Source organism: Clostridium hominis (assembly GCF_014287825.1).
In the GTDB taxonomy this organism is placed as follows: Bacteria; Bacillota; Clostridia; order Clostridiales; family Clostridiaceae; genus Clostridium; species Clostridium hominis.
Map to the genome: position 1 here is coordinate 122,655 of NZ_JACOOO010000001.1, position 15,253 is coordinate 137,907.

Here is a 15,253-nt window from a genome sequence, read left to right on the forward strand (position 1 = left end):
GAGAGGTGCTACTATGATAATTAATACTTATCCTATGGGAGAATATGGAGCTAATTGTTATTTTATTATAGATAATTTAAGTAAAGATACTATAGTAATAGATCCAGGAGCTAATGGAAACAGTATAATAAGAGAAATTGAAAGTCTAGGATGTAATTTAAAAGCTATACTTTTAACACATGCTCATTTTGATCATATTGGAGCAGTTGAAGAATTAAAAGAGAAATATAGCGTGCCTTTATATGTTAATGAAGGAGAAGTAGAAAACTCTAAGAAAAATAACACTGTATATGCAAAGCTACCTAGCAATTATAATTTAATTAGTGACGGTGATATATTGAAGTTCAATAGCATTGAAGTTAAATGTCTACATACTCCAGGGCATAGTCAAGGCGGAATGTGTTTCTTAATTCAAGATAATGTATTTACTGGGGATACATTATTCCAGGGGTCAATTGGCAGAACAGACTTTGTAACTGGAAATTATGACACACTTATAAATAGTATAGAAGAAAAACTTATGGTATTGGATAAGAATACCAAGGTTTATCCAGGGCATGGGCCAAGTTCAACAATTATTTACGAAAGAATGAGAAATCCTTTCTTACAGTAGGGAGAGAAAATGGAAATAAAAATTAAATTAAACGACCTTAAGTACAGATATGATGTATATCAAATGTTTAATATATATTTTTCATTAGATGAAATAAAATTTGTAGACGATGGAGAGTATGTTGTAGAAGTACTTGAAGATAAAGTTACATTTACTTATAAAGATTTTTATAAGTATGTTAAAGTTTCAGAAAAGATTAAAGATGATATAAAGAGGTTAGTATTTATATCATTAAAAGAATTAACTAATGAAGAATATCCTTGGGGGATATTAGTTGGAATTAGACCTTCTAAAATTGCTTTAAAGTATTTAGAAGAAGGGAAGAATGAAGAAGAAATAATAAAAATATTTAAGGAAAAGCATTTAGCATCAGAGGAAAAAGCAAAGCTATGTATTGAAGTAGCAAAAGCTGAAGAAAGATTTGTAAATCATGATGAAAAGAAAGTATCTATATATGTAGGGATGGCTTTCTGTCCTACTAGATGTTTCTACTGTTCATTTACAGCCAATTCAATTTTAGGCAGTAAGAAATTAGTTAATCCTTATTTAGAAGCTTTAACTTATGAGATAAGAAAGATTAGCGAATATGTTAAAGAGAAAAATTTGAAAATTGAAACAGTATATTTTGGTGGAGGTACACCAACAGCAGTAAATAATGAAGAATTTGAAAATATAATGAAAGAAGTGTATAATGCCTTTATTAAAGATAAAAATACTTTAGAGTTTACAGTTGAGTGTGGAAGACCAGATAGTATTACAGCTGAAAAACTAGAAACTATGAAGAGATATAAAGTTACAAGAATAAGCATTAATCCTCAATCTATGAATGATGATACATTAGAGGCCATAGGAAGAGGTCATAATGTAAGTGATGTTAAAGAAAAGTTTAATCTTGCTAGAAAGATGGGCTTTAATGATATAAATATGGATATTATAATTGGATTACCTGGTGAAGGCTTAGAGTATGTAAAGACTACATGTGATGAAATTTTTAATCTTAATCCAGATAGTTTAACAGTACATGGACTTTCTTTAAAAAGAGCATCCATACTTTATGAAAACTTTATTTTAAAGAAAGGTATACAAGTAAAAAAGCAAGAAGAATTAGCTTCTATGTATAATGAAAGTATGCAGCTTTCTAAAAAGTTAGGCTTAAAACCGTATTATATGTACAGACAAAAGAATATGGTTGGAAACATGGAGAACTTAGGATATTCAAAAGAAGGAAAAGAGTGTATATATAATATTCAAATGATTGAAGATAAGCAAACTATTATAGCTTTAGGTGCAGACGCTGTAACTAAGGTGGTCTTTTTAGAGGAAGATAGAATAGAACGCTTTGGAAATATAAAGGATATCAAAGAATATTCAAATAGAATAGAAGAAATGGTAAATGGTAAGATTAAGTTGTTAGATACCCTTTATCTTAAGTAGGAGGAAAAGTAGGATGGATATACAAGCGCCTAAAGGTACGAAAGATATGCTACCTCAAGATGCGTACAAATGGCAATATGTTGAAAATACGTTTAAAGAGATAGCTAAATATTATGGCATGAGAGAGTTAAGAACTCCAATGTTTGAACATACAGAATTATTTAAAAGAGGTGTAGGAGATACAACTGATATAGTTCAAAAAGAAATGTATACTTTCAATGACAAAGGGGATAGAAGTATTACATTAAAACCAGAAGGAACAGCACCAGCTGTTAGAGCTTTTATAGAAAGTAGATTATTTAATGAGGTTCAACCAACAAAATTATATTATGCTACACCATGTTTTAGATATGAAAATGTACAAAAGGGAAGATTCCGTCAGTTCCATCAATTTGGTACTGAAATATTTGGATCTAAAGAACCTTCAATGGATGCTGAAGTAATTGCTTTTGCAATGAGTGTTTTAAAGAAATTAGGTTTAAGCTCATTAAGTTTAAATATAAATAATTTAGGGTGCCCAAGTTGTAGACCTAAATATAATGAAGCATTAAAACAATACTTAAAAGATAATTATGAAAACTTATGTGATTTATGTAAATCAAGATTTGAAAAAAATCCAATGAGAATTTTAGATTGCAAAAATCATAAGTGTAATGAAATAACTAAGAATGCACCAATAATATTAGATTTTATGTGTGATGAGTGTGATACTCACTTTACAAAGGTAAAAGAATATCTAGATGCTTTAAATGTGCCTTACAAAATTGATCCAGGAATAGTTAGAGGCTTAGATTACTACACTAAAACAATTTTTGAAATCTTAAATGATGATTTCACTGTTTGTGGCGGTGGTAGATATGATAAGTTAATAGAACAATTAGGTGGACCAGAAATGCCAGCCGTTGGATTTGGAATGGGTGTTGAAAGATTGATAATGATCTTAGAAAAAGAAGGTATAGAGATTCCTAATGAACTACTTTTTGATTTATATATAGGTGCTAGAGGCGATGAAGCTAAGCTTGCGGCGTTTACTTTAGCAAATAAATTAAGAGCAGTGGGAATAAAAACAGAAGTAAATCATATGGGAAGAAGCATAAAAGCAGAAATGAAATATGCTAACAAAATAGGAGCTGCTTTTACAACAATTTTAGGTGATGACGAACTTCAAAATAAAGTAATAAAGCTAAAAAGAATGAGTGATGGAGAACAATTTGAAGTAAGTTTAGATCATATAGAAGAAATAGTTAATGTGATAAGATAGTTAGGAGGAAATAACGATGGGTGAAGCTTTAAATGGATTAAAAAGAAGCCTTATGTGTGGTGAACCTAGAGAAAATAATGTAGGACAAAAAGTTACTCTTATGGGATGGGTTCAAAGAAATAGAAAATTAGGAGGTCTTCAATTTATAGACCTTAGAGATAGAACTGGAATAATGCAAATAGTTTTTGGTGAAGAAATAAATGCTGAAAGCTTTGAAAAAGCAAAAGCTGTTAGACCAGAGTACTGTATAGCAGTTACAGGGGAAATAGTTAAGAGACAATCACCAAATGAAAATATGCCAACTGGTATGGTTGAGTTAATGTGTGAAAGTATAAAAGTTCTTTCAGAATCTGAAACACCTCCTATATATATTAAGGAAGATTTAGATGCAGCAGAAAATATAAGATTAAAGTATAGATACTTAGACCTTAGAAGACCTGATATGCAAAGAATTTTTATGATTAGAAGTAAAGCTGCAATGGCAGTAAGAAATTATCTAAATGATAATGGCTTCTTAGAAGTTGAAACACCTATTTTAACTAAGAGTACGCCAGAGGGAGCAAGAGATTATTTAGTTCCATCAAGAAATTACCCAGGAATGTTCTATGCACTTCCTCAATCGCCTCAAATATTTAAACAATTATTAATGGTATCAGGGTTTGATAGATACTTCCAAATTGCTAAATGTTTTAGAGATGAAGATTTAAGAGCCAATAGACAACCAGAATTTACACAAATAGACTTAGAAATGAGTTTTGTTGAGCAAGATGATGTAATGGCTATGAACGAGGGACTTGTAGCTCATGTATTTAAAGAAGTATTAGGACATGAAATAAAACTTCCAATTAGAAGAATGCCATTTAAAGAAGCTATGGAAAAGTATGGTTCAGATAAACCAGATTTAAGATTTGGAATGGAGATAACTGATATAACAGAAGCTGTTAAAGATATGGACTTCGTAGTATTCAAATCTGCTATAGAAAATGGAGGATCTGTTAGAGCGTTATGTTTAAAAGGTGGAGCTGATTTAGGAAGAAAGCAATTAGATAAATTAGTTGATTTTGTTAAGACATATAAAGCTAAAGGTCTTGCTTGGATTCAACTTAAAGAAGAGGGAAATAAATCTTCTATAGCTAAATTCTTAACTGATGAAGTTACAGAAAACATAGTTAAAACTATGGGAGCTGAAAATGGAGATGCAATACTTATAGTATCAGATAAAAACTCAGTTGTATTCCAAAGCTTAGGAGCACTTAGATTAGAGCTTGCTAAACAATTTGACTTAATTAAAGATAAATCAGAATTTAACTTCTGTTGGATTACAGAATTCCCATTATTTGAATATGATGAAGAAGAAGGAAGATATTTTGCAGCTCACCATCCATTTACATCACCAATGGATGAAGACCTAGAAATGTTAGATACAAATCCAGGAGCTGTAAGATCTAAAGCATACGACTTAGTCCTTAATGGTGAAGAATTAGGTGGGGGATCAATAAGAATACATGATTCAAGCCTTCAAACAAGAATGTTTAAAGCTTTAGGATTTACAGAAGAGTCAGCTCAAGAGAGATTTGGATTCTTAATAGATGCATTTAAGTTTGGGCCACCACCACATGGAGGATTAGCATTTGGGCTTGATAGAATGGCAATGTTCTTAGCAGGAACTGATAATATTAAAGATGTTGTTGCATTCCCTAAAAATCAAAATGCATACTGCTACTTAAGTGAAGCACCAAATGTAGTTGATCAAAAACAATTAGATGAATTAGGAATTGATAAAAAAGATAAATCAGAATAGTAGAAGAGGAGCTAGATGTAACTTTAGCTCCTTTTTTTATAAATAATTTTATGTTTATATATTACGAAAGTGCAAGGATAAAAAATTATATTTTGTATAAAATATATACTGTACTTATTATAGTAAAGATAGGAGGAACTTAAGATGAAAAAAGGGCCTATGAAAAATATTAAAAGAAAACTTCGTAAAGGTAAAGTTAAAGGAAATCTTTTAGTTGAAATGGCTGATGATTTCATGGACTTAGTTACCAATGCAAAATTATATAAGAAGTTAACAAAGAAAAAATAAAATGATCCCAGCTTTATAAGCTGGGATTTAAAATTTAATAAAAAAATAAACTTAAATAAAAAGTATTAACATTATGAAAAGATGATCTTATAACTATATTTCACAAATTGTTAATTAAGTGTTACAATATACCATATATAGTTATTAGGAGAGAAAAAATGGATAAAGATGAAAAGCTTAATAAAGATATTATAAATCGATTAAAAAGAATAGAAGGCCAAGTTAAAGGTATACAAGGAATGGTTGATAAGAATGTATGTTGCGATGATATATTAATTCAAGTATTAGCAGTTAGATCAGCTATTAATAAAGTTGGAGGAATGATTATTGAAAGTTATGCAAATAATTGTTTACAACTAGATGAAAATTCTAAAGAATATGAGAATGTAAAGAAGCTTATAAAAAATATAAATACTTTTATAAAGTAGATAGTTTTTGATTTCAAGCTATTTGATAAAGAATAACTAAAAGTTGAGTTTTCTTAATAATTTAATAAAAATATTCATAAATTATTGACAAATAATTTAATAGCTTGTACAATTCATATATAAGTTAAGACATTTTGCAGATGAGATTTTATATTTCTCCTTAACTTAAAAAAGGAAATGATTTAAATCATTTCCTTTTTTAACGTCTTTTATGTACGGTAAATAATTTTGTTATTGTTGATACGAAAATTATTCCTAAAGCTAATGTTCCAGCAGAAGCTAAAGTGTTTAATCCTAAATCTAAAGACTTTGATATATTACCATTTACAGCTTCTAACATAGTATAATACATACCACCACCAGGTACTAAAGGAATAAGCGAACAAATTACAAGAGTAGTTACTGGAGTTCTTAATATTCTTGCAAATACTTCACAGTAGGAACTAAAAAATATTGCAGATATAAATAAAGATGATAATTCAGATAAATTAAATTTAAGTGACAATGAGTAAAAAAACCAGCTAATAGCACCACCAAGTGATGCAAAGAAAAGTTTCTTTCCTTTAATATTAAAAATTATTCCAAAGCCTAAAGTAGCTAAAAAAGCAGAAAATGTTTGAGCAATTAACATCTATATACCTCCAAAGTTAGATAACCAAAAACTTAACACAGCACCTGAACCTACTGCAATTGAAATAGCAACTAGAAAGGCTTCAGCAGCACGTGTAAGTCCAGATAATAAATCTCCTGCAATTGTATCTCTAATAGCATTAGTTATTGCTAGACCAGGAACAAGAAGCATTATCGAACCTATTATAGTTTGGTCAAGATTTGCTGCTAAGTTTATATTTATAAAGATTATTGCTAAAAAAGCAGCTACAGCAGCTGATAAACTATTTATAAAAAATTGATTTATTTGCATATCACTTCCCTTTATTGTTAAGAATTTAATAATAAATCCTATTATAAATGCGGCTACAAAGTCTTGAATATTGCCACCAAATAAAATTGCAAAAGCAGCTGCGCCTAAAGCAGAGAAGAGTAATGTTATAGTGTTAGAATATCTTTCGCTCCTATTTATTTTTTGAAGCTCAATCTTAAAATCTTTAACTGAAAGATTTTTTAAAAGAATATTTCTTGATAAGTCATTTACTAAATCGATTTTATATAAATCAACAGTTCTTTTAGATACTCTTTTAATTAAAGAATATGTTTGACCATCATGACAAATGGAAGCCATAATTCCAGTTGGAGTAGCAAAACTTTCAGCTTCTTCAGCTCCAAAAGCTTTACATATTCGCCAAATAGTTTCTTCTACTCTATATGTTTCGCCACCATTTTCCAGGATTATTTGACCTGCAAAAGTAGCGACTTGAAGAATTTCATTCATAAGTATCTCTCCTAAATTAAATTTTACTTATGTATTATAACATTAGATAAAGTAAAAAAACAGTTGATATGTACTTAGAAAAAAATTATAATTTAGAAAAAAAGAAAAAAGGTGATGAGGATGAATTTTAATAATTTAAAAGAAGAGGATAATGAAATATTTAATCTAGTTCAAAAGGAGTTAGAAAGGCAAAGAGATGGAATAGAACTTATTGCATCTGAAAATTTTACATCTAAAGCTGTAATGGAAGCTATGGGATCTTATTTAACAAACAAATATGCAGAAGGATATCCAAATAGAAGATATTACGGAGGATGTCATATAGTTGATACAGTTGAAGAAATAGCTATAGAGAGAGCAAAAAGGTTATTTAATGCTGAGCATGCTAATGTGCAACCACATTCAGGATCACAAGCTAATATGGCGGTATATTTTTCGGTATTAAATCCTGGAGATACAGTATTAGGAATGGATTTGAACAATGGAGGTCATCTAACTCATGGTTCACCAGTAAACTTTTCAGGAAAATTATTTAACTTCGTGTTCTACGGGGTAGATAAAATAACAGAAGAAATAGATTATGAGGAAGTAAGAAAGATTGCTTTAGAAAGTAAACCTAAGTTAATTGTAGCAGGAGCCAGTGCTTATTCTAGAGTAATTGACTTTAAAAAGTTTAGAGATATTTGTGATGAAGTGGGAGCTATATTAATGGTAGATATGGCTCATATAGCTGGATTAGTTGCAGCAGGGGTACATCCATCTCCAGTTCCTTATGCTGATTTTGTTACATCAACAACTCATAAAACATTAAGAGGACCTAGGGGGGGACTAATTTTATGCAAAGAAAAGTATGCTAAAGAATTAGATAAGAATATTTTCCCAGGAATGCAAGGTGGTCCACTTATGCATGTTATAGCAGGAAAGGCTGTATGTTTTAAAGAAGCATCTGAAGAAAAATTTGTTACGTATATAAAGGATGTAGTAAAGAATTGTAAGATTCTTTCTGATGAGTTAATTAAATTTGGATTTAATATTGTATCAAAGGGAACAGATAATCATTTGTTATTATTAGATTTATCAAATACGGATATTACAGGTAAAGAGGCTGAAAAGTTATTAGATAGTATAGGAATTACTGTAAATAAAAATACTGTTCCAAATGAAACAAGAAGTCCATTTATCACATCAGGGATTAGAATAGGAACAGCTGCGGTTACAACCAGGGGATTTAAGGAAGAAGATATTGTAGAGGTAGCTGCAATAATTAATGATGCAATTTTAAACAAAGATTCAGATTTAACAGAATTAAAAAATAGAGTGAAAACTTTATGCGAAAAATATCCTTTATATAATTAAGACTTTAAGACTGGAGATTAATAGATAATTGCTTGAAAATATGGTTTTAAATTGAAGTTTCAATTAGTCAGATGTTAGAATAGATATATAAATATATCTTAGTATTGAGTGAGAAATATAGGATAATAAACAGTGGAGGAAACTATGAAATTAATATCATGGAATGTAAATGGAATAAGAGCTTGCGTACAGAAAGGATTTTTAGACTTTTTTAAAGAAGTAGATGCAGATGTTTTTTGTATTCAAGAAAGTAAATTACAAGAAGGACAAATAAACTTAGAGTTAGAAGGATATTATCAATATTGGAATTATGCAGAAAGAAAGGGGTATTCAGGAACAGCTATTTTTACAAAAGTTAAACCCTTATCTGTTTCTTATGGAATTAACATAGAAGAGCATGATAAAGAAGGGAGGGTAATTACATTAGAGTTTGAAAATTATTATGTAATTACTGTATACACTCCGAATTCTCAAAATGAATTAGCTAGATTAGATTATAGAATGAAATGGGAAGATGATTTTAGAGAGTATCTAAAGTCGTTAGAAAAAAATAAACCTGTTATTTTGTGCGGAGATCTTAATGTAGCTCATAAAGAGATAGATTTAAAAAACCCATCTACAAATAGAAAAAATGCAGGATTTACAGATGACGAAAGAGAAAAGTTTACTACTCTTTTAAATTCAGGATTTATTGATACATTTAGATATTTTTATCCAGAATTAACTGGAGCTTATTCTTGGTGGTCATATAGATTTAATGCAAGAAAAAATAATGCTGGATGGAGAATTGATTATTTTGTAGTATCAAATTCACTAGAAGATAGATTAGATAGTGCAAAAATACATGCAGAAGTATTAGGATCAGACCACTGTCCTGTAGAATTAGTTATTAAATAGTAGAAATGGTATTGAATTAAATTATAGTATTTTTCTAGAATATAATTAAATCTAAAATGAAAAGATAAAATATAGTTAATATTTAAAATCACCCTAAAATTATATTGACAAAAATGTAAAAATAAGGTAAGATTTAAAGTGTGAATCACGAAGGTTCACTAAAGGTAAAGTAATTCAATAATCTATAAGTATTTAAATAACCACGAAGGTTAACGATAAAATTTCGTTATCTTTTTTCGTGGTTTTTATTTTTATAAAGAATAGAGGTGAGATATATATTTAAGGTTGTGTTGAAAAAGTTTTTTCAGTGTATAATTGCAATTTTTGTTTTATCTGTAATTGTATTTTATATGTCAAGATTATCTCCAGGCGATCCTCTTGAATCATATTATGGAAATGCTATTGAGAGAATGAGCATAGAACACAAGGAAAAGGCTATGAATAGATTAGGACTCAACGAGCCTATATACGTTCAATATGGAAAATGGTTAAAGAATTCTATAAGTGGGGATTTTGGAATTTCATATAAATATAAGAGAGATGTTAAAGACGTTATACTAGATGTATATAAAAATACAGCTATTTTAGGAGGATTAGCATATATATTGACGTTTATATTAGCATTATTTTTGGGGATATATTGCTCATTACATGAAGATGAGTTAATAGATAGGATAATAACTTTAATAGGAAATGTAACTTCTTGCATACCTTCTTTTTGGATTTCATTAATGCTTATATTAATATTTGGAGTAAATTTAGCTATATTACCTACTAGTGGGGCTTACTCAATTGGAATGAAAGATAATTTTTTTGATAGGGTTGTTCATTTAATATTACCTTTAGTTGTATTAATATTAGGGCATTTATGGTATTACGCATATATGGTAAGAAATAAAATATTAGAAGAAATGAGAGAAGACTATGTCTTATTGGCAAAAGTTAAAGGCTTGAATAAGATAGAAATTATTTATAAGCATTGTCTAAGAAATATTGCACCATCATTTATAACTATAATGGCAATTTCAGTACCTCACATATTAGCTGGTACCTATGTTGTTGAGAAAGTTTTTTCTTATCCTGGTATCGGAACTTTAATTTTTGAAAGTGCAAAATATCATGATTATAACATGCTTATGATATTAACTATTATTACAGGTATACTAGTACTTATTTCAAATATGATAGCCCAAGTTATCAATATTAAGTTAGACCCAAGAATGAAGTATGAGAGAGGTGAAATATTTGAACCTTGATATAAGTAAATTTCAGATTGTTGATAATAAAGCAAAATTTATAGAAAAAAAAGAGATAAAAAATGAATTTAAAATACCTAGAAAATTTCCGCTATTTTCAATTATGGTTTTATTAATAATAATATGTGGATGTATTTTTTCAGAGGTGATAATTACTCATGATCCTAGATTTATGGATTTAGCAAATTCAAATGTGGCACCAAATAGAGAATTTTTATTTGGAACAGATTCGATGGGACGAGATATTTTTTCAGATATTTGGTATGGGGGAAAAATTTCTTTGTTTATTGGTATTTTTTCAACGACAATATCAACAGTTATTGCAATTGTTTATGGTAGTATAAGCGGAATGGCACCAGAATCTATAGATGATTTAATGATGAAAACTACTGAAATTATTTTAAGTATTCCATCAATTTTGATAATAATTTTTGTTCAAGCCATTATAGGAGGAAGCAACCCAATTTCTATTTCAATAGTTATTGGATTAGTTAGTTGGATGAGTATAGCAAAAATAATTAGAAGTGAAGTACGACAAATTAAAAATAGTGAGTATATATTAGCTGCAAAGATAATGGGAGGAAAATTTTTATATGTAGTTAAACAACATCTACTGCCTAATTTTATATCAGCAATAATGTTTATGGTAGTTAGTAATATTGGCTCAGCAATAGCTACAGAATCTACACTAAGTTTTTTAGGAATAGGCTTACCTATTGAAATTATATCTTGGGGGAGTATGCTTTCATTGGCACAAGATGCACTACTATCAAATTATTGGTGGGTAATATTAATTCCAGGTGTATTTCTAGTATCAACGCTTATATGCATAGCCAATATAGGAAATTATTTAAGGAAGAAAAATATTAAAAAATATAATAACTTATAAAAGGGGAAAGTAGTATGAAAAATAAAGTATTAAAAATTGTAACATCAATATTAGCTTTATCATTATTAGTTGGTTGTGGAGGAAATAAAACTTCTAATAATAATGATAATATAGCAACTTTAGAGAGTAATTCAAAGGATGAAAAGGTATTAGTATATGGTAGTTCTGACTATACCAGTATTAATCCAGCGCTTTTTGAACATGGTGAAATTAATTCATTATTATTTAACGGGCTTACAGGAAGAGATAAGGATAATAATATTGTACCAGCGCTTGCAGAGAGTTGGGAATATGATGATGAATCTTTAACATATACATTTAAATTAAGAGATGATGTGAAATGGCATGATGGGGAGCAATTTACGGCTGATGATGTAAAATTCACATATGAGACTATTAATAATCCAGATGTAGGATCTGAAATTGCAACAAATTATGAAGACATTGAAAAAATGGAAATAGTAAACGATTATGAGATTAAAATAACATTGAAAGATCATAATATTGCTATCTTAGACTATTTTACAGTAGGAATAATTCCTAAACATCTTTTAGAAGGTAAGGATATTATTACGGCAGATTTTAATATAAGTCCAATAGGGACTGGACCATATAAATTAAGTGAATGGGATGAAGGGCAAAGTATAACCTTACTAAAAAATGAAGATTATTTCAAAAATACTCCTAAGATAGATAAAATAATTTTTAAAATAGTAGATGATAGTAAAGCAAAGGTAATGCAACTAAAATCAGGTGAGTTAAATTTAGCACAAGTAACACCTAAAGATATAGATATATTTAAAAACAATTCTGATTTTGTAGTAAATATCATGAAAACTGCTGACTATAGAGGAATATTATATAATTTTAATTCAGAGTTCTTTTCTAAACATAGAGACCTACCCAATATATTAAGTTATGGTATAGATAGGCAAGCTATTGTTGATAGTATTTTATTAGGTTATGGAAAAGTAGCATATTCACCATTACAGGCAGGTGAGTATGTAAATGAAGATATAGAGAAATTTGAATATAGCCCAGCTAAAGCAAAGGAATTACTAGAGGAAAGCGGATGGAAACTTGGAGATGATGGTATTTATGAAAAGGATGGAGCAAAATTAAGTTTCGAGTTAGTTTGTGGAGAAGGAGATCAAGTAAGAGTAGATATGGCAAATTTCTGTGCACAACAGTTGAAGGAAATTGGTGCTGATGTAAAAGTTGCTATTAAAGCTAAAGTAGATTGGGCAAATCAAGATGCGTATCTAATTGGGTGGGGAAGTCCATTTGATCCAGATGATCATACTTATAAAGTTTTTTCAACTAATGGTGGAGCAAATTATAGTTCATATTCAAATAGTAAAATAGATGATATTCTTACAAAAGCAAGACAAACTGATGTGTTTGATGAGAGAGTAAAATATTATAAAGATTTTCAAGAAGAAATGACAAGAGATATGCCATATACATTCCTAGCATATATAGATGCAATTTATATTGCTACTCCAAACTTAAAAGGTATAACAACAGATACAGTTTTAGGACATCATGGCGTAGGGATATTTTGGAATGTTGAGGAGTGGGATTTAGAGTAATCTTTAAATGATATAAAAGTACGATAACAATGTTATGGTAGGAGAAAAATTAAGAATGGATAAATTATTAGAAGTCAAAAACTTAGAAGTGAATTTTGAAACTAACTATGGTGAAATAAAGGCAGTAAGAAATGTTTCTTTTAATTTAGAGAAAGGAGAGATTTTAGCTATAGTAGGGGAATCAGGTTGTGGTAAAACAATGTTATGTAGAAGTATAATAAGGTTGTTGCCAAAGAATGGATATATTAGCAATGGAGAAGTGTTATTAGCCAATAAGGATTTAAGTAAAATAAAGGAAGATGAAATGAGCAAAATAAGAGGAAAAGATATTTCCATGATATTTCAAGATCCGATGACTTCTTTAAATCCAACAATGTCTGTAGGAAAGCAAATAGCTGAAGTAGTGATAATTCACAATAAAATAAATAAATCTAAAGCTAAACAACGAGCTATAGAACTAATGGAATTAGTAGGAATAGAAGATGCAGAAAATAGATATAATCAATATCCATACCATTTTTCAGGTGGGATGAGACAACGGATAGTTATTGCTATTAGTTTAGCCTGTAATCCACAGATCCTAATTGCTGATGAGCCAACTACAGCTTTGGATGTTAGAGTTCAACGGCAGATATTAGATTTATTAAAATCAATACAAAGAAAAAGCGGTATTTCAATTATATTTATAACTCATGATTTTGGTGTAGTAGCGAAAATCGCTGATAGAGTTGCTGTAATGTATGCAGGGAAAATTATTGAAATAGGAAGAAAAGAAGAAATATTTCTAAATGCAGCTCATCCATATACAATAGGGTTGTTAGAATCACTTAGAGCTATAAATAAGAATAATGAATATCTACCCACAATTGAAGGGATGCCTCCAAATCTTTTAAATCCACCTCAAGGAGATGCTTTTGCTATTAGAAATAAAAAGCCGTTAGTGATAGATTTTTTAGAAGAGCCACCTATGTTTAAAATAAGTGAAAGTCATTATGCTGCAACTTGGTTACTTCATCCTAAGGCAAGTAAAGCTAGAGAACAAATTAGAATTAACGAGGAGCAGGTTAATTAATAATGGAAAATAAAAATATATTAGAGATAAAAAACTTAAAACAATACTTTAGGTTGAATAAAAATAAGATAATAAAGGCTATAGATGATATTTCTATAGAAATACGCGAAGGTGAAGTTTTAGGATTAGTTGGAGAATCAGGATGTGGTAAATCTACTTTAGGTAAAAGTATTGTGGGAATTAATAAAATTACTGATGGGAAGATAATTTATAAAGGAATTAATATAAGTAGTAATAGAAAGTTGCAAAAAAGAATAGTAAGCGGTAATATACAGTTTATTTTTCAAGATTCTACTTCTTCATTAAATTCAAGAATGAAAATAGGTGAAATAATAGCAGAACCTTTAAATATCAAAAAAATATATAAAGATAAAAAAGATAAAGATAAAATAGTTTATGAGATGATGAAATTAGTAGGATTAGATAAAGAGTTTATAGATAAATATCCATATGATTTCTCAGGAGGACAAAGGCAGAGAGTTGCTATAGCAAGAGCACTTTCTACAAATCCAGAGTTTGTTATAGCAGATGAACCAATAGCTTCTTTAGACGTATTGATGCAAGCACAGATAATAAATTTATTTAAAGCATTAAAAAATAAAGGAAGTTTTACTTGTTTATTTATTTCTCATGATTTATCAATGGTTAGATATATTAGTGATAGAATAGCAGTAATATATAATGGGAAAATTGTTGAACTTGCAGAAACAGAAGAACTTTACAATAATCCTATTCATCCATATACAAAATCATTATTAGATTCTATTTTAATACCAGAGATAAACTCTAGTAATCTTGAAGTGATATGGGATAATATATCAGAGTATAAGGATTATATAAAAGATGGGATGCAGTGGAAAAAAATTAAAAAAGATCATTTCGTATATATGTAATTTTAAAGTAATTATTTTAATCAAGAGGGTTAACAGAAATATTTTTCGTTAAACCTCTTGATTTTTATTTTTATACTAATGAG

At 29.0% G+C, this 15,253-nt stretch carries 15 protein-coding genes; 13 read left to right on the forward strand and 2 right to left on the reverse strand.

Annotated elements, in window-relative coordinates:
* Window positions 1–13 precede the first annotated feature (13 nt).
* From H8S20_RS00600 to H8S20_RS00625, 6 genes are all read left to right on the forward strand, one after another.
* Entirely contained in the window at window positions 14–613 is a 600-nt protein-coding gene (locus tag H8S20_RS00600) for an MBL fold metallo-hydrolase (protein WP_032119044.1), read from the forward strand.
* 9 nt (window positions 614–622) lie between these two features.
* A complete protein-coding gene (locus H8S20_RS00605; RefSeq protein ID WP_032119043.1) occupies window positions 623–2,047 on the forward strand; it encodes a coproporphyrinogen III oxidase in 1,425 nt (474 codons plus the stop codon).
* Window positions 2,048–2,060: 13 nt separating this feature from the next.
* Window positions 2,061–3,308 (forward strand): histidine--tRNA ligase, encoded by a 1,248-nt coding sequence (gene hisS, locus H8S20_RS00610; RefSeq protein WP_032119042.1) that lies wholly within the window; start codon window positions 2,061–2,063, stop codon window positions 3,306–3,308.
* A gap of 16 nt (window positions 3,309–3,324) precedes the next feature.
* On the forward strand, window positions 3,325–5,109 hold the full coding sequence (aspS, locus tag H8S20_RS00615) for an aspartate--tRNA ligase (protein ID WP_032119041.1): 1,785 nt from the start codon (window positions 3,325–3,327) through the stop codon (window positions 5,107–5,109).
* A 144-nt stretch (window positions 5,110–5,253) separates the two neighbouring features.
* On the forward strand, window positions 5,254–5,397 hold the full coding sequence (locus tag H8S20_RS00620) for a hypothetical protein (protein WP_186859165.1): 144 nt from the start codon (window positions 5,254–5,256) through the stop codon (window positions 5,395–5,397).
* A 158-nt stretch (window positions 5,398–5,555) separates the two neighbouring features.
* Window positions 5,556–5,825 carry a metal-sensitive transcriptional regulator gene (locus H8S20_RS00625; protein ID WP_032119040.1) on the forward strand — a complete coding sequence of 90 codons (270 nt, stop codon included), beginning with the start codon at window positions 5,556–5,558 and terminating at the stop codon, window positions 5,823–5,825.
* A 199-nt stretch (window positions 5,826–6,024) separates the two neighbouring features.
* Here H8S20_RS00625 and H8S20_RS00630 read toward each other — a convergent pair whose 3' ends face one another.
* Window positions 6,025–6,456, reverse strand: coding sequence for a threonine/serine exporter family protein (locus H8S20_RS00630; protein WP_032119039.1), 432 nt, complete (start codon window positions 6,454–6,456; stop codon window positions 6,025–6,027).
* Entirely contained in the window at window positions 6,457–7,221 is a 765-nt protein-coding gene (locus H8S20_RS00635) for a threonine/serine exporter family protein (RefSeq protein WP_032119038.1), read from the reverse strand.
* 114 nt (window positions 7,222–7,335) lie between these two features.
* Between H8S20_RS00635 and glyA the strand changes: the two genes are divergently transcribed.
* The 7 genes from glyA to H8S20_RS00670 all read left to right on the forward strand — a co-directional run bounded on the left by glyA (window position 7,336) and on the right by H8S20_RS00670 (window position 15,170).
* Window positions 7,336–8,571 carry a serine hydroxymethyltransferase gene (glyA, locus tag H8S20_RS00640; protein WP_032119037.1) on the forward strand — a complete coding sequence of 412 codons (1,236 nt, stop codon included), beginning with the start codon at window positions 7,336–7,338 and terminating at the stop codon, window positions 8,569–8,571.
* A 144-nt stretch (window positions 8,572–8,715) separates the two neighbouring features.
* Entirely contained in the window at window positions 8,716–9,468 is a 753-nt protein-coding gene (locus tag H8S20_RS00645) for an exodeoxyribonuclease III (RefSeq protein ID WP_032119036.1), read from the forward strand.
* Window positions 9,469–9,755: 287 nt separating this feature from the next.
* The gene (locus H8S20_RS00650) at window positions 9,756–10,724 is read left to right on the forward strand and encodes an ABC transporter permease (RefSeq protein ID WP_032119035.1); all 969 of its coding nucleotides are present in this window, start codon (window positions 9,756–9,758) and stop codon (window positions 10,722–10,724) included.
* Window positions 10,705–11,613 (forward strand): ABC transporter permease, encoded by a 909-nt coding sequence (locus H8S20_RS00655; RefSeq protein ID WP_436231584.1) that lies wholly within the window; start codon window positions 10,705–10,707, stop codon window positions 11,611–11,613. The genes H8S20_RS00650 and H8S20_RS00655 overlap by 20 nt, the downstream gene beginning before the upstream one ends.
* A gap of 14 nt (window positions 11,614–11,627) precedes the next feature.
* Entirely contained in the window at window positions 11,628–13,205 is a 1,578-nt protein-coding gene (locus tag H8S20_RS00660) for an ABC transporter substrate-binding protein (protein WP_032119033.1), read from the forward strand.
* 55 nt (window positions 13,206–13,260) lie between these two features.
* The gene (locus H8S20_RS00665; protein WP_186859035.1) at window positions 13,261–14,277 is read left to right on the forward strand and encodes an ABC transporter ATP-binding protein; all 1,017 of its coding nucleotides are present in this window, start codon (window positions 13,261–13,263) and stop codon (window positions 14,275–14,277) included.
* 2 nt (window positions 14,278–14,279) lie between these two features.
* Window positions 14,280–15,170, forward strand: a complete 891-nt coding sequence (locus H8S20_RS00670; RefSeq protein ID WP_051986909.1) for an ATP-binding cassette domain-containing protein — start codon at window positions 14,280–14,282, stop codon at window positions 15,168–15,170.
* Window positions 15,171–15,253 lie beyond the last annotated feature (83 nt).